The following is a 23,347-nucleotide window of genomic DNA, read 5'->3' as shown; positions in this document are numbered from 1 at the left end:
ATCCTTTTCTCCTTTGCAATAAATTTATCTTTTAATCAATTTAAGTTTCAATAATAAATTACCTATTCTATCCCCTTTAGGTAATAGATTAAAATCTTCATATGTCAACGAACCGGTTACAAGTAATAATACCCCATAGGATATAACCCCTAAAAATATAGCAATTACCGTTGATAATCTATCCCCTATTATACCCAATAAAGCTAGATAACTTACTCTTGCAACAAGGGCCATTCCCAAGGAAGAGACCAATGGTTTTATAAACAGTTCTTTAATATTCAGCTTCAACCTAGTATATTTTTTTACACTGATTAAATCCAACCCAGCAGCAATAAAATAAGCTGTTACAGTACTTATAGCTGCACCCTTTATATTTATGCCCTCGATACCAGTTAATACAAAAGTAAGGACTACTTTCCCAACTGCTCCTATTAATAAGTTTTTCACAGATATCAAAGGCTTCCCTAGCCCCTGTAAAATTGCTGTAAGGGATTGAACTAAGGTCAAAAATATGACACTAAAAGATAATATGGAAAGTATTTCTCCCGTACTAGCTATGCTTTCTGGAGTATTTTTAAAATACAATAGATTTATAATTGGTCTAGATAAAACGAATAAGCCAAAAGCACAAGGCAGTCCTATTAATAGCGTTACCCTAATTCCCGAAATACTAATACCCCTTATTTCATCAAATCTCTTTTTCACATTTGCCTCGGATATGGCTGGTACAAGACTAATTGCCAAAGCAGTAGAAAATACCTGAGGTAGATTTATTAGAGTTTGGGCTAAACCCGTTAACTGACCATATAATTCATTGGCCTCTCCTGCACTAAATCCTATGCTTTGAAGCCTTTTAAATACTAATAGGGTGTCTATGGTATTCATTATGGGAACAATGGCTGACCCTATAGTTATTGGAATTGCAATAGATAATATATCCCTTATTATCTTCCCAGCAGACTCTTCTTCAAGAATTAATCCAGTTTCTATTTCCTTTCGAATTTCACTTTTCTTAGATAGATATATAAATATGATAACTACAGCTCCTGCCATAGCTCCCATAGAACCACCAAAAGAAGCTCCCCCTGCAGCTATATGGGTTCCCCGATCAAGTAATATATAAGTCAAAACCAAACCGGCAGTTACTCTAAAAAACTGCTCCACAATTTGAGATAAAGCTGTTGGAGTCATAACTTGTCTCCCCTGGAAAAAGCCTCTAAAAGCTGCCATAATAGGTACAAAAAACAAGGCAGGAACCAAAGCTATTAAAGAATAATAAGCCTTTTCATTTCCCAAAGTCTTTACAATGGATTTGGCATTTATAAAAACGAATAGGGATGTCACTAAGCCTGCTAAAAACAATCCAGATAAAGCAACTTTAAAAACCTTATGAGCACCCTTATAGTCCCCCAAAGCTCGTTTTTCTGAAACCAGCTTGGCAATAGCTACTGGAAACCCAGCTGTAGATAGTGTTAATAGTAATACATATAAAGGATAGGCAGTTTGATAATAACCCATTCCTTCCGTCTTGATTATATTGCTAAGGGGTATCCTGTAAAAAGCCCCTAGTATTTTTACTATAACTCCAGCAATTCCAAGAATAGCTGCTCCTTTCAAAAAGTTATTCTTACTCATTATTTCTTCCCCCTACTACCATTTAATACAAACTAAACTTATTATACCAAAAATATATTTAATATAATATAACATTATAACTACAAAGAGCAATAGATAATAAATAATTTAGCCTACCAAAAGGTAGGCTTCTTAACTTTCCATCTGTCTTGATAAAAATCCAGCTGCTGTTTCTATTAATTTTACTTCCGTTTCTCCCATTACCGCATCAGGTTCTTTTGATGCTAAAATTACAGTCCCTATAGGGTCCCCTTGTGCTATTATGGGTGCTATTGCCTGAGCAGTATACTCAGTGAAGCTTTCGTCATCATAAAATAGCCTAATGACTTTATCACTGACATTAGCTAAATGGGTAGTTCTGGACTCCATAATCCTTTCTAATTCTGGACTAATTCTTTTATCTAAAAATTCCTTTTTAGAACCACCAGCAACAGCAATTATATGATCTCTATCTGAAATAATAGCGATGTACTTAGTGGATTCATGTAGGGATTCACAGTATTCATTAGCAAATTCATTTAATTCTCCAATAGGTGAATATTTTTTTAATATTACTTCCCCATCTCTATCTGTAAATATCTCCAAAGGATCTCCCTCTCTAATTCTTAATGTCCTTCGAATTTCCTTAGGTATAACGACTCTACCTAAATCGTCAATTCGCCTTACTATACCTGTTGCTTTCATTTTTTCCCTCCTCAAATAAATTTGTTGTGTATTTATTATTTTACTAATAGGAATTTTTTATACATTTATGGTAATCTTAACTTAAAGTGTTTACATTAAAAATAGCCTTCACCGCATGGTAAAGGCTATTCCTTTTTAGCACTTTTATCCATATAAATCTTGATATCAGCTTTTCCCTTTAAATCTAAAATCTTTTCATTGTGTTTTTTATTCTTAAGTTCTTCCACTACTTCCTCTTTTAAATCCTCATAACTATCAATTCTATCCTCTAATAATATAATATGATAACCAAGCTCCGTCTTAATTAGCTCGCTAATCTCACCTATCTCTAAATTAGAAGCTGCTTCCCCTAAAGGCTCATATGCCTTTAAAATGGTATCTTTAGTGAAATAACCTAAATCTCCCCCTTGTATTGCCGATTCGGAATCTACTGATTCCATTATCACTAGGGTATGGAAATCCTCCCCATTTTTTAGTTTCTCTAAAATCCTATTGCCTTCCTCTTCTGTCTTTACTAAAATATGGCTAATCCTAAATTTTACAAATGAATCCTTATTTTCATTAAAATAATTTTTTATTTCCTCTTCTTCTAACTCCACCTCATTGAAAAAAAACTCCTTATGCTTTTCAAAGGTTAACACCCTTTTTACATCTCTCATAATAGCTTCTTCGGAAATTTCGTTATCCTCCAAGAATCTTCTAAATTGTTCTTCCCCGCCAAATTCAGTTATATAATGATTTTTTAGAGCTCCTTCTACTTCTTCATCAGTAACCTGTATATTGTTTTTCTCCAATTCCTCATTTATTACTTTATCAAGAATCAAAGTCCCTAGTAGATCTTCTTTAAGCACATCTTCATATGTCTTGTTTTCTCCTACTTCTTGAGATAATATTTCCTTACCATATCGCATTTGGCGCATCTTTTTTGCCAATTCAAAATCTTTATCAAATTCTTCTTGAGTGATTACTTCTCCATTTACTTCAGCTATTATACCCTCTTTTTTGCTCCTACTAGTACAACCTATAACAACCCAGGATATTAATCCAATTATTACTGCTAAAAATAAAAGTCTTTTATTTAGTCTTGACACTCATAACTCCTCCCCAATGAATATACTTATATTATACAGCACTTGTCGAATTATAGAAACCTGTAATTTTTTCAATTAATTCCTTTAAATCCGATAACAAATCCTTGGTACTTCTGAATCTGAAGGAAGGATTATTGGATAAATCAAAACTAATTCTTTGCCCATATTCCTTAGATAGGTAGTGAATTAAATTAGGTGAAATATGGTCTACTGAATCGAATTCTAAAATTATCGTATTTCCAATTTGATTAATATTCTTTATATGGCATGAGCTTGCATGATTCTTTATATAAGAAATATCCATTAAATTTTTAACTTCTTGAGGTACATCTCCAAATCTATCAATAAGCTCATCTAATACTTCTAAATAATCTTTTGTATCTCTAATAGCAGCTATTTTTTTGTACACTTCGATTTTCTGTTCTTCATCTTCAATATATCTATCAGATATATACCCGTCTATGGTTAAATCTATAGTAGTGTTTATACCTTCTTCCACAATTTCTCCCTTAAGCCTTTTGATGGTTTGATTCAAAAATTTTACATATAGATCATATCCTATAGCTTCGATATGTCCATGTTGTTCTACTCCTAAAAGATTTCCAGCCCCTCTTATTTCCAAATCCCTCATGGCTATTTTAAAACCAGCACCAAATTCAGTAAAATCCTTTATAGCTCTCAATCTCTTCTCAGCCACTTCAGTCAATACTTTATCTTTTTGATAGGTTAAATATGCATAAGCAACTTTATTAGTTCTTCCAACCCTCCCCCTAAGCTGATACAATTGGGACAATCCCATTTTATCTGCATCATATATGATAATAGTATTTACATTTGGAATATCCAAACCCGTCTCAATAATGGTCGTACAAACTAGTACATCATATTCGTGAGCTATAAAATCCATCATTACTTTTTCTAATTCTCTTTCGCTCATTTGTCCATGGCCTATTGCAATTCTAGCCTCTGGTACCAGTTTTTTTAATTGCACTGCCATTTTATCTATATTTTCAACCCTATTATATACAAAATACACTTGACCCTTCCGTCCCATTTCCTTTAATATGGCTTCACGAATCATCTGCTCATTAAATTCTAAAACATAGGTTTGAATAGGATATCTTTCCTCTGGTGGTTCATCTATTATGCTCATATCCCTAATACCTATTAAAGACATGTGTAGAGTCCTGGGAATGGGAGTAGCTGTTAAAGTCAGTACATCTATGCTCTCCTTCAATTTCTTTAAAGTTTCCTTATGCTTTACTCCAAAACGCTGCTCTTCATCTATTATCAAAAGCCCTAAATCTTTAAATACCACATCTTTGGATAATAACCTATGAGTGCCTACTACTATGTCCACAGTCCCCTTCCTCAACCCTTCAATTATGGCTTTCTGTTCTTTGGCCGTTTTAAACCTGCTTAACATGGCTACATTAACTGGAAAGTCCTTAAACCTTTCTATTATGGTATTATAATGCTGTTGGGCTAATATGGTAGTAGGTACTAAAAAAGCTACCTGTTTTTCATCCATAATGGACTTAAAGGCAGCCCTTAGGGCTACTTCCGTCTTGCCATAGCCTACATCCCCACACAGGAGCCTATCCATAGGCTTATCCTTTTCCATATCCTTTTTTATCTCTTCTATGCTCTTAATTTGAGCCTCTGTTTCCTCAAAGGGAAAAGAATCCTCAAATTGATTTTGCCATATGGTATCCTTTGAAAAGGAAAATCCCTTCTGACTTTCTCGTTTTGCATATAACTCCAGTAAGTCTTTAGCCATATCCTCTACGGCTTTTTTAGCCTTTTTTTTAGTTCTTACCCAATCCTGACTGCTCAGTTTATTAACCTTTGGTTTTACCGAATCTGCACCTATGTATTTTTGTATAAGATCCATCTGGTCTATGGGTACATATAGCTTGTCATTTCCCTTATATCTTATAGTAAGATAATCCTTAATAACCCCTTGAATATTTAACTGTTCAATACCTTCATATACTCCTATTCCATGGTTTTCATGGACTACATAGTCTCCCAACTTTAAATCTGAAAAGTCGATGGTATCCTTTTTAGACTTTATCTTTCTCTTCCTCGTTTCCTTAGAAGAACCAAATATTTCCTTGTCTGAAATAAAGGCTAACTTTATATCCACATATTCAAATCCTTCATTGATACTGCCGTCAGTTATAAAAATCTGACCCGACTCAATATTTCTATCATGATCCTCAACAAAGCTGCATATAAGACCTAGATCCATTAAAGTGGATTGTAATCTTTTTCCCCTTTCCTCAGTCCCAGAAAAAATTATAACCTTATAACCCTTATGCTTATAATCTTCTAGCTCCTCTTTTAAATATTCCATATCATTGTGATAAGGTTGCATAGATTTAGTTGTAAATTTTACTATGGACTCCAGCTTAAACTGAGACTCATATCTTAACAAAGGAGAATTAGCTATAATAATCTTTTCCTTTATATCTGCTACTATGTTCTTATATTTGTAGTTAATATTCTCATGTTCAGGCAGTACTTCACCAACTTCTAAACAGTCAGAATATTTAAACAGGAATTGTTCCCTTATGTTTTTTACCCTTTCTTCTATTCTAGCTGGTTCATCTATAAAGACAATACTATCCTCATTAAAATAATGCAATAGGCTAGATAAATATCCTTCTGGAATAAAGGGAATAACCATATCCATATTGGATACGTATATTTTCTCCTTAACCTCTTCAATATAAGGCAAAAATTTATCCTCTATATTTTCTTTAATTTTAGAGTTCTGTCCCAATTTAGCTGTAGCCTTTTTTACTGCTCTTTCAATAGCTTTTACTACCTGATCCCTAAAACTATCCAATAATAATACTTCCCTTACTGGGGGGATATATACGGATTCCACCATTTCTAAAGACCTTTGGGTTTCTACGTTAAAAGTCCTTATAGAGTCTATCTCATCATCAAACAACTCAATTCGATAGGGATTGTCATTGTTAGGAGGGAAAAAATCCACTATTCCACCTCTAACACTAAACTGGCCTATCCCTTCAACCATATTCTCTCTATGATAACCGCTATCTATAAGTTTTGAAATTAGCTGATCTAATTCAAGCCTAGTATCATAATCTATTTTTATGGAATTACCTTTAAACAAGGCCGGACTCATTAATCTATTCAATACTCCTTCAATGTGGGCTACAACAATTATTGGTTCTCCTTCAGCTAAGCGGGAAAGTATCTTAATCCTATTATTAATCCTCTCAGAGCTAATTGCATCTACTTTGTAAAACACCACATCCCTATTGGGATACAGCTCTACCTTTCCCTTAAAAAAGGTTTTAATGTCCTCGTATATTCTTTCAGCTCTCCTTTCATCATAGGTTAGGATTAAAATCTGCCTATTTAAATGTTGATTTAAGGCATAACAAAAATGCCCTATGTTAGCATCTATTATTCCATAGGTGGATATAGATTTCCTTTCCTCTATGTCCCTTATTAACTTCTCATAGGAACTTAAATCTTCAAATGGGTCGATAAACATATTTGGCATATTATCAGCACTCCTTATTTTAGGCATGTTCTTAAGCCCAGAAATTAATTCCTGGGCTTGTTTTCTCTTCTATTAAATTCATTCATTGCTTTATCTATATCATATTGAAGAATGGTTTCTACTGCTAAAGCAGCTTTCTCTATGGCTTGGTCTATATCCACTCTTTCATCTTTTGTAAATTGGCTTAATACAAAATCCGCCAGATCTTGTCCTTCCTTTTTATTACCTATTCCAATCTTTATTCTTGGGAAATTTTCTGTTTGGAGATGATATATTATGGATTTCAATCCATTGTGAGAACCAGCACTACCCTTTTTCTTTATCCTTATAGTACCAAATTCTATATCGATATCATCCACTACAACTATTATATTTTCTGTTGGCAATTTATAGAAATTATATAAATCCAATACTGCCATTCCACTATTATTCATATAAGTATGAGGTTTCATAAGGAGTACCTTTTTACCAGCAATTATCCCTTCTCCGCATACCGATTTAAACTTTATTTTATTAATCTTGATATTGTTTCTACTAGCTAATAAATCTATAGCATTAAAGCCTACATTATGCCTAGTATTGGCATAAGCTTTGCCAGGATTCCCTAAACCGATTATTGCAAACAATCTATCACCTCTTGAACTAATCAAACAATATGCTCACAGATTCATTTTCATGTATTCTTCTTATGGCTTCAGCAAATATTGGCGCTATGCTCACTACTTCTATCTTTTCAATTTTCTTATCCTCAGTCAAAGGTATAGTATTGGTAACAACGAATTTTTCAATAACTGAATTTTCTATTCTCTCAATAGCTGGACCAGATAGTACAGGATGAGTAGCACATGCATATACCTTTTCAGCTCCAAAATCTTTCAATACCTGCGCAGCTTTAGTTATTGTGCCACCAGTATCTATTATATCATCAACTAAAATAGCATTTTTGCCTTTAATATCTCCAATCACGTTCATCACTTCGGAAACATTAGCTTTTGGACGCCTCTTTTCAATAATGGCTATAGGTAAGTCTAATAAATTGGCAAAAGTTCTTGCCCTAGCCACACCACCTATATCTGGAGAAACGATTACAGTATCATCATGAATAAGGTCCTTGAAATATTTAGCTAAAATTGGAACTCCAGATAAGTGATCAACTGGCAAATCGAAATAACCTTGAATCTGACCTGCATGTAAATCCATACTTACAACCCTATCGATACCTGCTATTGTCAACAAATCTGCTACTAATTTAGCTGTAATAGGTTCCCTTGCTTTAGTTTTTCTATCCTGTCTAGCATAGCCATAATAAGGTATTACTGCATTAATTCTGCCTGCTGAAGCTCTTTTGAAAGCATCTATCAATATTAATACTTCCATTAAATTATCGTTCACTGGAGAACAAGTAGGTTGAATAATATATATATCATGCCCTCTAACGGTTTCATCAACATTTACGAATATTTCACCATCACTAAACTTTCCTACTTCACATTTCCCTAAAGGTATATTTAATTCCCTACAAATGCTTTCTGCCAACCCCTTATTAGCATTTCCTGAAAAAACTTTAATTTTTCCCCTCTGTAATTCCATTGATAATTCCTCCCATTAGTTATTCTCTCTTTAAACCTTTTCTTTCCACCCATCCATCTTTGTTTATCTGCCTTGCCCTTGCAATGGAAAGGCAACCTTCTCCAACTTCTTCAGTAATAGTAGAGCCTGCTGCAACATAACCCCATTTTCTCACAATTACAGGAGCTACTAAATTAGTATTACTTCCAATAAATGCATTGTCTTCAACTAAAGACCTAAATTTAGAACGGCCATTATAATTAACAAACACCACACCACAACCAATGTTTACATTTTTACCGACATCTGCATCTCCTATATAGGCCAAATGCCCTGCTTTAGAATTATCTCCAATGGTAGAATTCTTTACTTCTACAAAATTCCCAATTTTTATCTTATTTCCTAAATGGCTATTTGGCCTCAAATGAGCATAGGGTCCAATCTTACATTCATCGCCTACGGTACTTTCAGTAATTGTAGATGAATATATTTGCACGCCATTGCCAATCTTACTATCCTCAATTCTACAATTTTCACCTATAATGCAATCTTCTCCTATTATAGACTTCCCAGTAATTACGGTTCCCGGATATATTATACTATCGTTTCCAATAATAACATCGGGTTCTATATAGGTATTTTGTGGGTTTATTATGGTTACTCCCTTTTCCATATGTTCTTTATTAATTCTTTCTCTCATAATCCTCTCACTGAAGGATAATTGCACTCTTGAATTAATGCCATGGATTTCGTTAGAATCCTCTATTGCATAGGCACCAACTCTGCTCCCCTCTTCCTTTAAAATTGTTATCACATCGGTAATATAATATTCACCTTGAGCATTATCATTTGTAATATTGTTTAAGGCTCTTTTAAGCTTTTCTCCTTTAAAACAATATATACCCGAATTGATCTCTTTAATTTTTAACTCTTCTTCCGTTGCATCTTTATGCTCTACAATTTTTAATATTTGACCTTTTGAGTCCCTAACAATTCTACCATAACCAGTTGGATCTTCCAAGTGAGCAGTTAAAACTGTGCCATCGTAACCATTATTTTCATGGTAATCAATAAGCTTCTTAATAGTTTCTCCTGTTATAAGAGGGGTATCACCATAAAGAATAACCACATTGCTATGATCTTCAATATAATCAATAGCCTGCATAACTGCATAACCAGTGCCATAAGGATATTCTTCTCCAATAGGCTGGGTCTTAAAAACCACATCCCACTCATTAAACTCCTCCTTGACCTTATCTCCCATATGGCCTACTATTACATAGTTCTTCTCTATATTAGCATTTTTACTAGCCCTTAATACATATTCCAACATGGGTTTCCCACATATCTTATGTAACACCTTAGGAATTTTCGATTTCATCCTTGTACCTTCTCCTGCTGCTAATATAATTGATATATTCATGCTAACACCTCTTTTAATATTTACTTTCCAAATATATTTTAACCTATTTAATATATAATTCCATACTAAATATTTGATTTTATTAAATATAATGACTCAATGGATATTTATTAAAAGTAAAAAAGGGTCATATGACCCTTTTTACTCAGCTATCAACACCTTTTCATATTCTTCAAAAATTGCACTTTGAATTTTTTGCCTAGTTTCCGCATTGATAGGATGAGCTATATCTCTAAATTCACCATCAGGCATCTTCCTGCTTGGCATAGCTACAAATAACCCATTTTGCCCTTCAATTATTTTAATATCATGCACAACAAACTCTTCGTCAAAAGTTACTGATACAATTGCTTTCATCTTTCCTTCCTCTGTAATTTTTCTAATTCTTACGTCAGTTACCTTCACAGTAATGTTCACCACCTTCCATAGAAGTCAAAATATATTCGAATATTCTTTATATTCTCTATTTTTTTCAAAAATCCTTCTTATTCAAGAAAATTTTTCAGTTCTCAGTCCTTATTTGTATCCATGAAAGTTTATCCATGAAGATTTGCATTGACATTTTTTGTATGATTCTTTCATATTGCCTTTTTCTCTTTATAATAATATGATATAATCAAGCAGTGACAAAAAACTATTATTAGAATAAAATAATATTAATACGTAACTTGGTAATAATATTGTAGAAGACTATTCATTCAATTAACACAGGAGGTAAGTTTATGTTTGAATTTTGCATAGAGGACCATAAATATTCTCACATCCATTTTATAGGAATTGGTGGGATTAGCATGAGTGGTCTAGCAGAAATACTGTTGGCTGAAGGCTATAAAGTATCTGGTTCAGATATGAATAAAGGTTATATATTAGAAAGGTTAAAGAACTTAGGTGCTAATATATACATAGGTCATAATAAAAGTCACGTAGAAAAAGCAGATTTAGTGGTTTATACTGATGCAATTTCTAAGGATAACGAGGAACTGGAGGAATCCCTAAAAAATAATATACCTATGGTTGATAGGGCTACCTTTCTTGGGGCTCTAATGAAAAACTATGAAAACTCAATTGCTGTATCTGGAACCCATGGAAAAACCACCACTACTGGTATGATAGCAACTATTTTAAACCGTTCTCTTTTAAAGCCCACAATTTTACTAGGTGGTCAATTAAACGAAATAGGCGGCAATGTAAAATTAGGATCAAAAAAATACCTTGTAACGGAAGCTTGCGAATACAAAGGCAATATTACAAAGTATTTTCCTACTATAGCCATTATACTGAATATGGAAGAAGAACACTTAGATTATTTTGAAAACATAGATCATATAGTAAATACATTTGTTCAATATGGACAGAATATTCAACCTCATGGCCATTTAATAATAAATGCCGATGACCCTAATGCTCATAAGGTTATAGAAAATACTAAAGCAAAAGTAATTACCTTTGGATTAAATAATAAAGCTGATTTGACCGCTGAAAATATCTCCTTTTCATCAGAAGGCTATCCTAGATTCATGCTTAACATAGGCAGTGAGTCTTTATATCCAGTGGAATTAAGTATAATGGGAGTTCATAATGTATATAATGCCTTAGCCAGCATAGCTACTGGTTATGTTTTGGGATTACCTATTGATACCATAATCAATTCAATAAATGACTATAAGGGGACTAATAGACGCTTAGAGTTAAAAGGAATTATAAACGGCATCAAGATAATAGACGATTACGCTCATCACCCAACTGAAATTAAAGCTTCTTTAAAAGCTTTAAGAAATTCAACAAAAAATAAAATTTGGTGCATATTCCAACCTCACACCTATTCAAGAACTAAATTATTACTAGAAAACTTTGCCCAGTCCTTCTCCGAAGCTGACAAGGTAATAATACCCGATATATACGCAGCTAGGGAACAGGATAATGGCCTCATCCATTCTACCCATTTAGTAGATGCCCTATTAAAAAATGGAATAGATGCTAAATACATTTCTTCCTTTGAGGATATTGAAAATTACATCATTAATAATGCGGAAAAAGGAGATGTGGTCGTCACCATGGGTGCAGGAAATATATATTCCATTGGCGACTCCCTCCTTGAACACAATAAAAAAGAAGCCATATAGCTCCCAATTTTTAGGGAGCTATATTTTAAGGATTTTGTGAGGATTCCTTATTTACATTGTAAATATCCTCCAATCTCCTCTTCACTTCCTCAGGTTCGAAAATAAAATATGACAGTATCCTCCCTTGAATTCTTTTTAACTCTGCTTTTCCTGGCAAAGTCGAAAACGTTATATCCTCTGGTTTAATTCCTAAAGCCTTCCTTGAATAAGAGAGAGCCTCCCAAAGTCTAATATCCGTTTCAACGTATTCTAATGCATTCTTTACCACTAAAGGCAATCTATAGGATAAAACCTTATCTGCCAAAGATTTAAGAAACTGTTGCTGAGCCTTAATTCTCCCTAAATCCCCATCTATATAACCGCTTTTATTGTCATTCCCTTTCCTATACCTTAAAAAACCCAAAGCTTTCTTTCCATCCAAAATCTGCTTTCCTTCTTTTATATCAATACTTAAAGGCGGATTAGCAGTTGGATCCTCATATTTCATGTGGAAAGGTACCACCACTTCAACCCCGCCAATAGAATCGATGATATTCTCCACTCCTTCATAATCTAATATAATATAATGATGGATCGGTACCCCTTCTAATATGTGAGATACTGCCTTTTTAACTCCATCGATTCCATGTTCCCCAAAAATTGCATTAATCTTTCTATCTTCCCCTCTGTCGTGCCCCTTTCTATGTATATAGGTATCCCTAGGAATAGAGATAGCATCCAGCTTCTTAGTATTTAAATCAAAAGTTGCAAAGATTATGGTATCAGTCCTAATGTCTTCCATCCCCAATAGAATCACATTCAATCTGCTATCATCTTTAAAGGCTTCAGAAAGTGATGCATAAGTTTTTACCTGAATATCCTTTTCTTCTTGAGCTTTTTCTTCTTTTGCATATTCTCCAGCCCCTATGCTAATTATAAATTTTTGTCCACTGGATTTGATATAGGAATAAGAGCCTAATAAAATTGCAAATATGAAAAAAAAGAAGGACACAATAAAGACTTTCCAAAAAGTTTTCACCCATTATCCACCTTTCAAAAATAGTCTTTTTTTATATTGTGTCCAATCTTTCTAATTCTATATCAAAAGTTAACTAAACATTAACGTTCAGTTCTATATTTATTTAGAGTAATCGAAAAATCCCTTGTTAGTCTTTCTACCTAATAGTCCACCTCTAACCATTTTTCTTAGAAGTGGGTGAGGCCTGTATTTAGGATCGCCAAACTCAGTATATAATACTTCCATAATCGCTAGACAAACATCTAAACCTATTAAATCTGCTAAGGCTAAAGGTCCCATCGGATGATTGGCACCTAGTTTCATAGCTTCATCTATATCCTCAGCCGAAGCTACTCCATCTGCTAATATGCCAACAGCTTCATTTATCATTGGAATGAGTATCCTATTTACTATAAATCCTGGAGCCTCTTCAACTTCCACTGGAACTTTCCCTAATAGCTTGGACAATTCCACAATTTTATCCTTAACCTCATCCGAAGTACCAATACCCTTAATAATCTCAACTAACTTCATTACAGGTACAGGATTAAAGAAATGCATCCCTATTACCCTATCTGATCTATTGGTGCTACTTGCTATTTCAGTTATGGACAAAGAAGATGTATTTGTAGCCAATATAGTACCCTCTTTACATATTTCATCTAATTTTTTAAAGATTTCCTTCTTCAAATCCATATCTTCTGCAATAGCTTCAATTACTAGATCACAATCTTTCAAATCCTCAAAATTTGTGGTTACTTCAATTCTTCCTAATATATTATTTTTCTCTTCTTCTGTTATCTTTTCCTTTTTAACTAATCTGTCTAAACTTTTAGATACTGAGTTTAAACTCCCTCTTGGATCCGATGAGTCAATACTTCTAACCCACATTATCACATCGTATTCATTTTGGGCAAAGATCTGGACTATACCTGAAGCCATGGTCCCTCTACCCAATACAGCAATTTTTTTCATTTAAACCCCTCCAAATCCTATTTTAATTTATAATTTGGTTTTCTCTTTTCTAAAAAGGCTCTCATACCCTCTTTTTGGTCCTCTGTAGAGAAACACAAACCAAATAGGTTTTTCTCAATATCCATGCCAGTTTCCATATCCGTATCTAAGGATTTGTTTATAGCACTTTTGGCAAATCTTACTGCAATCTGCCCCTTAGATGCAATTTTTTCTGCCATTTTTATAGCTTCATTCATTAGTTGGTCTTCTTCGACCACTTTGTTAACCAAGCCTATTCTATAGGCTTCTTCTGCATCAATCATATCAGCAGTAAAAATCAATTCCTTAGCCCTTCCCAATCCTACTAAGCGAGATAATCTTTGAGTCCCCCCAAATCCAGGACAAATACCAAGACCAACTTCTGGTTGACCAAACTTAGCTTTAGTTGATGATATCCTTATATCACAACATAAAGCTAATTCACAACCTCCACCTAATGCATAACCATTTATCGCTGCAATAACTACCTTCTCCATTAGCTCAATCTTTCTAAAAAGCTCTGACCCTTTACTTGCAAATTCCCTAGCCTCAAGCATGTTCAAATCATTCATTTCTGAAATATCTGCTCCTGCAACAAAAGCTCTGCCTTCCCCTGTGATTATTAATATATGTACCTCATCATCGTCTATTACCATATCTATAACATTGTCCAAATCATCTAAAACTTGAGAATTTAACGCATTCAACGCATCAGGCCTATTAATGGTTAATATCCCTATATTATTTTCTTTTTTTAGCGAAACATATTTAAAATTCAAACCACATCACCCCCCGTTAATTCTTGAGAACTTAACCATATTCTATCAAAATTCACATGATAAAACAATAATAAATTGTTTAATTTTTAACAATTTATTGTGTTAAATGATAATTCTGTTTTATTTATAAAAATAAAATGGTATCAATTGGTTAAATTTGCTTAATTATATGATAAACTCCCTCTTCATTATTAGTATATCCAGATACATTATTCCATTTCCTTAAAAGACCCAAATCAGAATTTTTCATTGCTATTCCTATTCCTGCATATTGTAGCATTTCTAAATCATTCAAACTATTTCCTATAGCTAATATAGCATCCCTTCCAATGCCTAAATAGTCTGCAACTATTTTAAGACCTTTTGCCTTGGATACTCCTTTTGGAATAACGTCTATTGAATTTGATACAGATGTGGTAATAGTAACATCTATGTCATTAAGCTTTTCATCAATTACTCCATGTATATCATACTCATAATAAACAATTACCATATTCACATCTTCATATATATTTTCACTTAGTTTCCCAACTACCTTATAATTTATGTTGTTACTTGAAGAAAAAGCTAGAGATTTAGCATCAGGTTCTTTTATATACAAAACATCATCTATATAAACCTTTACATATAGATCCCTTTCTTCTCCATATTTAATAACCTTTATAGCTTCTGTCAAAGGTATTTTTCTACCAAAGACCTCACCCTTTGGTGGAATAACTACCTTCCCTCCATTATAAGCTATAATGGGCATCTCTACCCCCAGCTTTTTCCTAATAAATTCAGCAGCTCTAAAGGTTCTACCTGTAACTAAAGCAACATAAATTTTCCTACTAATTAAATCTTCGATGGTTTTCTTAGTCCTTACTGATATCTCTAGATTATCATCTAACAATGTACCATCAATATCTAAAGCAACTAACTTAATATTCTTAAAATCATTATTTTTAGTACTCATTTAAAATTCTCCTTTCCTAGCTACGAACATAATTATATTATAAAAAGGGCTGTCAAGTTTCCAACTTAACAGCCTATGTATTCGGTTCTACTAGATATTTAGGTTCCATACCCTCTAATATACTTACCAACCCTTCAACAGCCATAATGCTCATCCTATTGGTTGCATCTATAGTTGATGCACCACAATGAGGAGAAAGGAGTATATTATCCAATTTAAGTAGTTTATTATTTATTGGTGGTTCTGTCTCAAATACATCTAAACCTGCCCCTGCTATTTTTTTATCCTTTAGTGCCCAGTATAATGCCTCTTCATTTATAATTCCACCCCTTGAAGTATTAATCAAAATTGCAGTATCTTTCATAATATCTAGCTCTTTTTTGTCTATAAAATGATACATTTCATCTGTTAAAGGAACATGAATAGAAATAAAATCTGCCCTCTCTAAAAGTGTATTCTTATCTACATATTTCATCCCTATTTTATTTGCAAAATCCCAATCAGGATATATATCATAAGCTAATATTTCCATGTCAAAACCCGTTGCTCTTTTAGCAACACCTTTACCAATAGCTCCTGTTCCTATAATTCCTATGACTTTCCCATATACTTCAGATCCTATTACCTTTTCCCAACGATTTGTTCTAACTATTTCATCAAGTCTTTTTACATTTCTACTTAAGCTAAGCATTAAGGAAAAAGCAAGATCTGCTACGGACTCATTATTAGCACCTGGAGTATACGTTATCTTAATTCCTAGCTTCTCAGCCGCAACCAAATCAATATTATCAAGTCCTACTCCATACTTAGAAACAACTTTAAGTTTTTTCCCTGTTTTAAGTACTTTCTCTGATATCGGATCTAAACCTACTATAATCCCATCTATATCGGGAACAATATTAAGTAATTCTTCTTCTGTATATTGTCTTCCTGATTGATTTCTAATTACTTCATAATTATGTTTTTTTAGTATTTCAAAAGGTACATTACTGGTTTTACCAAAGGATCTTGGAGTTACTAATATTTTTTTACCCATTTTATTATTGTCACTTCCTATCCATAGACTGTATAAAAAAGCTTAATAAGATTTAATAGCATCTTTCAAACTAACCGCCTTAGTATCTGGTACAACTTGAAAGAATACCTCTATACCTTTATTTGCAATTTCTTTTAATACTTCTAGTTCATCAGGTTTTACAGCCACATTAGGTATAACAAATTTGGAATCTTTACCCTTAGCTATTCCTCCAAGATTTAACCTCTCTATAGGGAGTCCTTTTTCAATAGCTTCTTTAACAGCTGCAATTGTCTTAAATAAAAGTATTACTCTGTAATCTTCATAATTTTCCTTATTCCAATAGTCTACCGCTTCATCAATGCTTAAAACCTTAATAGTCATTCCTGTATTTGAAGTTGACATCATATAAATATCCTTCATAAATGGGTCTGCTGCTGTTGCATCATCTACAACAAATAGAGCATTAGTATTCATTCCTTTTGACCATTTAGTCATTACTTGCCCATGAATAAGTCTATCATCTACTCTAGCCAATAAGATTTTTCCCATAAATAATCACTATCCTTTCTAACTAAATTCAAATTTATTAATACCTTCCATACTAGAGTTTATGATTTTCTCTAATAGTTCATCTAATTCAACAAAATCTCTAGACTGAAAAACTTCTATTAGCATAGGCATATTAACGCCCGTTATTAACTTAACACTATTATGTTTTTTCAATACATACAGTGCTATATTTGATGGGCTCCCTCCTAAAATATCTACAAATATTATAGTCTCTTTATCCTCTTTCTCATTTTCAAGAATAATTTTTTCAACTTCATTACGCAAATCATCTACCTTATCTCCTAGTTGAAGACCTAAGGCCTTTGCATCTTCTTGTTCACCCATAATCATTTCAACACTTTTTAATAACTCAATTCCAAACTTACCATGAGTAATAACTAAAACAGCTTTCCTATTCATATATTCACCGTCTTCCTACTATATTATATAATTGTATATCAAAGTACATTAGTAAAGGCTTGGCTGTCTCCCTTCCCCCAATAAAAGATTTGATTCATATAAAATAAACCTCAAAGGAAGAGAGACAATCCAATAATAAGTTTTACCTTATAGACCCACATTTTAGTAATTGTTCTATAGAATACCTATGGCTGCAAGCACACCCAAAATTAAAGATAATCCTACAAGGGCTTGAGTAATCCTTAATCCCTTCTTACTAAAGTAGAAATACACTCCCAGTACAGTAGCCAATGGTAACAAACCAGGAAGTACTGAATCAAGAATATCTTGAAGAACGAACTCCTTACCTGAAATTGACCATTGTAATGAACTGCTAACTTTAACATAAGAAGCTGCTAGTATGCCCATCATAAAGAGACCTAATACAGATAATCCATCAATAATCTTTCTTATATTTTTACCACCAATAATTTCCGATGCAGCAGAACGCCCCAATCTATAACCTAATTTAGTAAAGTAGAACCCATACATATATGTTAATATCACAAATGCAACCCAAGGGAATAATGCACCTAATGCACTACCTCCCTGTGCCCATGGCAATGCAATAGCTATTAAAATATATTGAACCGTACCAGAATCAATAGCATCTCCGATACCCGCCAATGGCCCCATAAGACCTACCTTAGTACTATTTATAACATCTGCGCTAACTGCTTCCTCTTCTTTTCCTTCAGCTAATGCTCTAGCCCTAGCTTCTTCTAAAGAAGCGGTTATTCCTAGAATAGTTCCTCCACCCCATACGGCTTGTGTATTATAAAATTGTGTATGTCGTAAATATGCTTCTTGCAAATCATCCTTATCTTTATATAACTTTCTTAAAATAGGGGTTATTCCCCAAAGAAAAGAAGGAGCTATCATCCTATCGTATGTATGTGGAATTTCGTTAGCATACCACCATCTGAGCCAGCTCCTATGTAAATCTTTATTGGTAATCTTTTCAGGAGCTTTGGTTAAATCAATACTTGTTTTTGCATTATTTTCATTACCCATTTAAACCTTACCTCCCTCTAATTTGATTCTGCACTTTCACTAATAACTAAAATATAGAGATACGCTATTATGGCTCCTACGATTGCAAATGTTACAGTATTGATTCCAAGAGGCTTTAACATTACTGCTGTAAAATACGCTAAAAGGAAGAATACAAGATATTTTGTTTTTCCTATTACTTGTAATATAAGTGCAATACCTAGAGCTGCAAGGCCTCCCCCAACCGCATCTAATATATGAAATATTCTGCCTCCTGAAAGCGAAGCTGTAAAGTCTGCAATTACAGGCGCCCCATAATATAGTCCTATATACATTGCAGGTACAAATAATGCGAAACTTACAATTGTAGGTAGAATTATAATAGAAAGAGTTAATCCTTTATCGTTCAATTCAGCTGCATACTTGTCAGTTAATCGTACAATAAATGTATTAAGGAAAAATCTAAATTGATAAAGATAACTGCCTAATAGCCCTACTGGTACTGCTACTGCAATAGCCTCTGTAGGTTGCAATCCTGCTAGTATAGCAACAGGCACTGCTATTGCAGTAGCTACTGCTGGTTCACTTGGCATAGATCCACCAGGAGCAATCATTCCCATGTAAATCAATTGTATTGAAGCTGTAATTGTCATAGCTGTAGAAACATCTCCCATTACTATACCAACAACTAAACCAGTCATTAACGGACTAAACCTAAGATTTAATGTTGAATAACCTAGAGCACGTGACTCAACAAGGGCAACCCAAATAGCAATTATTAATGCTTGCATTGAGCTAAGACTAGCTTGTCCCATTTTACTTCCTCCTTATTATAATTTTACTAATTAATATGTTTGTGTGATTGTGGTTCTCCAAATTTTACCTCCTTCCTATTTATATTACATTTACATAATAATAAATAATAATGATAATGTTTTCATAACCCTTAAAAAATATTAAGATTCACACAAACATATTATAGTCCAATTATTCTACTCCCAAATAGTATGAAAAACCCCATCCTTATCAATTCTCATATAAGTGTGAGCTCCAAAAAAGTCTCTTTGAGCTTGAATAAGGTTTGCAGGAAGGTTTTCTTCAACCATACTAAAAAAGTAATCTAAAGCAGTATTGTGAACAAGGGCAGGTATGTAAAAATCCTTTGCAATATTCGTTATATTTTTAACAGAATCTAATTTATCCATAAGAAATTTTAAAGTTTTTTCATTATTTAGTAAATTTGCATTTTGCTTGTCTTCATCAATTATTTCTCTCAGGAAATCGAGCATCTTTGCTCTTATAATGCATCCACCCTTCCAAATTTTAAGAACTTCAGATATATTGATATCAAAATCGTTTATTTTAGATATTTCCGCCATAATCCATAGTCCTTGGGAAAATAGTATTAAATTTGAAAACAACAATGAATTTTCCAAATCTTTTATAATTTTTTCCTTATCATATTTGGTTTCAACATGTTTTTTAATAATTTTCCTTGAGAGGTTTGTCCTATCTTCTTTGAAATATGAAAGAATACGTCCTTCTACAGCTGCACTTAAAGATGGAGCTGGAATCCCACTATCAAGAGCAGTTTGAACAGTCCATTTGCCAGTCCCTTTCTGTCCAGCTTTATCCAATATAATTTCCACTGTAGGTTTACCAGTTTCCTCATCCATATGTCTCATAATCTTATAGGATATTTCCATAAGAAATGAATTGAGTTCTCCTCCGTTCCATTTTTCAAATACATCCCCTATTTCTTTTGCAGAAAGTTTTAATACTTTTCTTAATATATCATAAACTTCTGCTATTCCCTGCATCATTCCATATTCAATACCATTATGTAGCATTTTTACAAAGTGACCTGCAGAACCATTCCCTATATAAGTACAACACGAACCAGCTTCAGTCTGTGCTGCAATTTTCAATAGTATATCTTCAACTAAATCATAAGCTTCTCTTGACCCTCCTGGCATTAACGAAGGACCATTAAGAGCCCCAGACTCTCCACCAGAGATTCCCATTCCCAGATAAAGTATTCCTGTCTCTTTTAATTCATTAATTCTTCTCGTAGTATCGGGATAATATGTATTTCCTCCATCCATAATAAGGTCTCCTTTATCCAAATGAGGAAGAAGTTTTTTAATCATATTATCTACTGGTTCTCCAGCTTTAACCATTAAAAGAATTTTTCTTGGCTTACTCAATGAGCCAATGAAAGATTCTATATCATAATATGCATGAATATCTTTACCTTTTGCTTCATTATTTACAAAATTCTTTGTTTTTTGAGAAGTCTTATTATAAACGGATACACTATAGCCTTTATTTGCAATATTTAAAGCAATATTTTTCCCCATTACCCCTAGTCCAATTAAACCAATATCTGTCATAAAGTATTCCTCCTACTTTCATAATTAATTATTTTAATAGTTCTTTATTAACAACATTATCAGGATTTTCTCCTTTTACAACTTTCTCAACATCGCTTACAACCTTATCCCCCATCCCGCTTAAGCATTCATATGTATAAGCTGATATATGGGGAGTTATTATTACATTTTTATATGCAAGTAATGGATGATGTTGATCTATTGGTTCTCCTTCGACTACATCTATTCCTAAACCTGCTACTATACCCTCATCTAATGCTTTGATTAAACTTTTTTCATCTATAAGTTCCCCTCTGGCAGTGTTTACTATAAATACTCCCTTTTTCATTAGGGAAAACTCTTTATCCGAAAGTATATGATAGCTATTTTCATCTACAAAAGCATTTAATGAAATTATATCCGAGTTTTTAAGAAGTTCTTCTAAAGAAACAGGCTCTGCTCCTCTTTTTATAATTTCTTCTGAACTAAGGTAAGGATCATACGCAATAAGCTTAGTATTAAATCCATATTTTAATATTTCTCCTACTCTACTTCCAATATTCCCAAAACCTATAATTCCAACAGTTTTTCCTTTTATTTCATAGCCAATCAACTTAGCCCTTTCTTCCCATTTGCCTTCCTTTACCTTTCTCCAAGCAAGTCCTACCTGTCTTATTACAGATGTTAATAAAGCTATTGCATTTTCTGCCACAGCCTCTCTCTCTACAATAGCATCCACTATTGTTACAAAGGTGCCCTTTTCGGTAGCAGCCTCTATATCAATATTGTTATATCCGATTCCATGACGTGCAATTAAAAGTGTTTTATCCTTTTTTTCAAAAAACTCTCTATCATATTGTGCAGTTACACTTGCTATAATAATAGAATATCCCATCAACTTTTCAGCTAACTCTTTTCCTCTTATATCTTTGGAAAACTCAAACCTGTCTACTTCTCCCAACTTCTTTAATCTATCCATATGGCTTGGAAAATATTTCCCAAAACTACTAGAGTTTACAATAGCAATTTTTATAGTCATTTTATCTCTTCCTTTCATTTTAAATATTAAAACTTACTCGAATCATTGCTTCTACTTACCAGCATGCAAATGGATGTAAATTTTTTTTATATTTATGTGTTTTTATGAAAAAAAATTCTTTCTTAGATTATATCCCGTTCGGAAATATTTTTCAAGTCCTATTTAAAAAATTTTTCCTTTATATCTTAAGTTTTACATTTTGACTTTTTGATATAAATATCCTATTATAAAAATATCAAAGTAGGAAAGGTGATACTATGACATCTACACCACGTGTATTTATTCAAATAAAATCGCAATATAGTAACTTTAATGAAACCGAAAAAAAAATAGCAGATTTTTTTTTAGAAAATCCTCAAGAACTTATATATTCTACAATAAGCCAAGTAGCTGATAAGCTCAAACTTGCAGATTCAACTATATTTCGATTCTGTAAAAAAATAAATTTCAAAGGATTTCATGACCTTAAAATATCTTTAGCTACTGATTTGTCTGGAAATATAAATAATTGCTCCAATAATCAAATTCATGATTCTGACGATGAACCTACTATCATAAATAAAGTATTTAACTCTAATATATCGGTATTAAAAGATACATTAGCTTCCATTGATTCAACATCTATAGAAAAAGCTGTTAATCTGCTACTAGGAGCGGAACAAATCGTGTTCTACGGAAATGGTGGGTCAGGCATTGTTGCGATGGATGCTCATCACAAATTCTTACGAATTGGCTTAAAAGCTACATCCTATACGGATTACCATATGCAGCTTATGTCCGTTGCCCAGCTTACAGAAAAGGATGTTATAGTGGTGATCTCTCATTCAGGTTCTAATTTATGTATAATGAATGTGTTGGATATAGCAAAAGAAAATGGTACTAAATCCATTGGAATAACTTCTTTTTCCAAATCCCCTATTAATGAAAAAGTAGACATTCCTCTTAATATTATTTCACACGAGACAGAATATAGATTTGAAGCATTTGCTTCTAGAATTGCTCACCTTAGCATAATAGATGTTTTGTATATTTCTACAACCTTAAAGAGGAAAGAGCTATCTGATAATGCTCTTAAAAAAATGAGAGATGCAATTTCTTATACAAAGATATAATTTCCATACCAT

The 23,347-nt window shown here is 33.1% G+C and carries 21 protein-coding genes; 2 read left to right on the top strand and 19 right to left on the bottom strand.

Features of this window, described 5'->3' with window-relative positions; genetic code table 11:
* Nucleotides 1-24: 24 nt before the first annotated feature.
* From BLV68_RS07335 to spoVG, 8 genes are all read right to left on the bottom strand, one after another.
* Entirely contained in the window at nt 25-1,635 is a 1,611-nt protein-coding gene (locus BLV68_RS07335; protein WP_093752371.1) for a putative polysaccharide biosynthesis protein, read from the bottom strand.
* Between the two features lie 132 nt (nt 1,636-1,767).
* Nucleotides 1,768-2,319: a stage V sporulation protein T gene (gene spoVT, locus BLV68_RS07330; protein ID WP_093752369.1), complete on the bottom strand. Its 552-nt coding sequence runs from the start codon at nt 2,317-2,319 to the stop codon at nt 1,768-1,770.
* 125 nt (nt 2,320-2,444) lie between these two features.
* Nucleotides 2,445-3,410 carry a SurA N-terminal domain-containing protein gene (locus tag BLV68_RS07325; protein ID WP_093752367.1) on the bottom strand — a complete coding sequence of 322 codons (966 nt, stop codon included), beginning with the start codon at nt 3,408-3,410 and terminating at the stop codon, nt 2,445-2,447.
* 31 nt (nt 3,411-3,441) lie between these two features.
* Nucleotides 3,442-6,954: a transcription-repair coupling factor gene (gene mfd / locus BLV68_RS07320; RefSeq protein WP_234949855.1), complete on the bottom strand. Its 3,513-nt coding sequence runs from the start codon at nt 6,952-6,954 to the stop codon at nt 3,442-3,444.
* 44 nt (nt 6,955-6,998) lie between these two features.
* On the bottom strand, nt 6,999-7,580 hold the full coding sequence (gene pth / locus BLV68_RS07315; protein WP_093752365.1) for an aminoacyl-tRNA hydrolase: 582 nt from the start codon (nt 7,578-7,580) through the stop codon (nt 6,999-7,001).
* A 16-nt stretch (nt 7,581-7,596) separates the two neighbouring features.
* Complete coding sequence (locus tag BLV68_RS07310; RefSeq protein ID WP_093752363.1) at nt 7,597-8,544, bottom strand: ribose-phosphate pyrophosphokinase; 948 nt, start codon at nt 8,542-8,544, stop codon at nt 7,597-7,599.
* A 19-nt stretch (nt 8,545-8,563) separates the two neighbouring features.
* On the bottom strand, nt 8,564-9,946 hold the full coding sequence (glmU, locus tag BLV68_RS07305) for a bifunctional UDP-N-acetylglucosamine diphosphorylase/glucosamine-1-phosphate N-acetyltransferase GlmU (RefSeq protein WP_093752361.1): 1,383 nt from the start codon (nt 9,944-9,946) through the stop codon (nt 8,564-8,566).
* A 141-nt stretch (nt 9,947-10,087) separates the two neighbouring features.
* Nucleotides 10,088-10,351, bottom strand: a complete 264-nt coding sequence (gene spoVG / locus BLV68_RS07300; RefSeq protein ID WP_093752359.1) for a septation regulator SpoVG — start codon at nt 10,349-10,351, stop codon at nt 10,088-10,090.
* Between the two features lie 317 nt (nt 10,352-10,668).
* On the opposite strand from spoVG, the gene murC reads away from it, so the two are divergent.
* Entirely contained in the window at nt 10,669-12,069 is a 1,401-nt protein-coding gene (gene murC / locus BLV68_RS07295) for a UDP-N-acetylmuramate--L-alanine ligase (RefSeq protein WP_093752357.1), read from the top strand.
* 25 nt (nt 12,070-12,094) lie between these two features.
* On the opposite strand, the gene BLV68_RS07290 is transcribed toward murC, so the two are convergent.
* The 11 genes from BLV68_RS07290 to BLV68_RS07240 form a co-directional block, all read right to left on the bottom strand.
* Nucleotides 12,095-13,087, bottom strand: coding sequence for an LCP family protein (locus BLV68_RS07290; protein ID WP_093752355.1), 993 nt, complete (start codon nt 13,085-13,087; stop codon nt 12,095-12,097).
* Nucleotides 13,088-13,186: 99 nt separating this feature from the next.
* Complete coding sequence (locus BLV68_RS07285; protein WP_093752353.1) at nt 13,187-14,041, bottom strand: 3-hydroxybutyryl-CoA dehydrogenase; 855 nt, start codon at nt 14,039-14,041, stop codon at nt 13,187-13,189.
* A gap of 17 nt (nt 14,042-14,058) precedes the next feature.
* Complete coding sequence (locus tag BLV68_RS07280; protein WP_093752351.1) at nt 14,059-14,838, bottom strand: short-chain-enoyl-CoA hydratase; 780 nt, start codon at nt 14,836-14,838, stop codon at nt 14,059-14,061.
* 151 nt (nt 14,839-14,989) lie between these two features.
* A complete protein-coding gene (locus BLV68_RS07275; protein WP_093752349.1) occupies nt 14,990-15,793 on the bottom strand; it encodes a Cof-type HAD-IIB family hydrolase in 804 nt (267 codons plus the stop codon).
* 73 nt (nt 15,794-15,866) lie between these two features.
* Nucleotides 15,867-16,829: a phosphoglycerate dehydrogenase gene (locus BLV68_RS07270; protein WP_093752347.1), complete on the bottom strand. Its 963-nt coding sequence runs from the start codon at nt 16,827-16,829 to the stop codon at nt 15,867-15,869.
* Nucleotides 16,830-16,871: 42 nt separating this feature from the next.
* The gene (locus tag BLV68_RS07265; RefSeq protein ID WP_093752345.1) at nt 16,872-17,360 is read right to left on the bottom strand and encodes a PTS system mannose/fructose/N-acetylgalactosamine-transporter subunit IIB; all 489 of its coding nucleotides are present in this window, start codon (nt 17,358-17,360) and stop codon (nt 16,872-16,874) included.
* Between the two features lie 18 nt (nt 17,361-17,378).
* The gene (locus BLV68_RS07260; RefSeq protein WP_093752343.1) at nt 17,379-17,780 is read right to left on the bottom strand and encodes a PTS sugar transporter subunit IIA; all 402 of its coding nucleotides are present in this window, start codon (nt 17,778-17,780) and stop codon (nt 17,379-17,381) included.
* Nucleotides 17,781-17,954: 174 nt separating this feature from the next.
* Entirely contained in the window at nt 17,955-18,833 is an 879-nt protein-coding gene (locus BLV68_RS07255; protein WP_093752341.1) for a PTS system mannose/fructose/sorbose family transporter subunit IID, read from the bottom strand.
* A gap of 17 nt (nt 18,834-18,850) precedes the next feature.
* Nucleotides 18,851-19,627 (bottom strand): PTS mannose/fructose/sorbose/N-acetylgalactosamine transporter subunit IIC, encoded by a 777-nt coding sequence (locus BLV68_RS07250; RefSeq protein WP_093752339.1) that lies wholly within the window; start codon nt 19,625-19,627, stop codon nt 18,851-18,853.
* Between the two features lie 177 nt (nt 19,628-19,804).
* The gene (gndA, locus tag BLV68_RS07245; protein ID WP_093752337.1) at nt 19,805-21,205 is read right to left on the bottom strand and encodes an NADP-dependent phosphogluconate dehydrogenase; all 1,401 of its coding nucleotides are present in this window, start codon (nt 21,203-21,205) and stop codon (nt 19,805-19,807) included.
* Between the two features lie 28 nt (nt 21,206-21,233).
* Nucleotides 21,234-22,223, bottom strand: coding sequence for a D-isomer specific 2-hydroxyacid dehydrogenase family protein (locus BLV68_RS07240; RefSeq protein ID WP_093752335.1), 990 nt, complete (start codon nt 22,221-22,223; stop codon nt 21,234-21,236).
* A gap of 257 nt (nt 22,224-22,480) precedes the next feature.
* Between BLV68_RS07240 and BLV68_RS07235 the strand changes: the two genes are divergently transcribed.
* A complete protein-coding gene (locus BLV68_RS07235; protein ID WP_093752333.1) occupies nt 22,481-23,335 on the top strand; it encodes a MurR/RpiR family transcriptional regulator in 855 nt (284 codons plus the stop codon).
* The last annotated feature ends 12 nt before the right edge of the window (nt 23,336-23,347 follow it).

The organism is Tepidimicrobium xylanilyticum, from assembly GCF_900106765.1.
Lineage (GTDB): Bacteria > Bacillota > Clostridia > Tissierellales > Tepidimicrobiaceae > Tepidimicrobium > Tepidimicrobium xylanilyticum.
The sequence above is the reverse complement of the archived record's forward strand: the minus strand, read 5'-3'. Positions and strand labels throughout refer to the sequence as shown.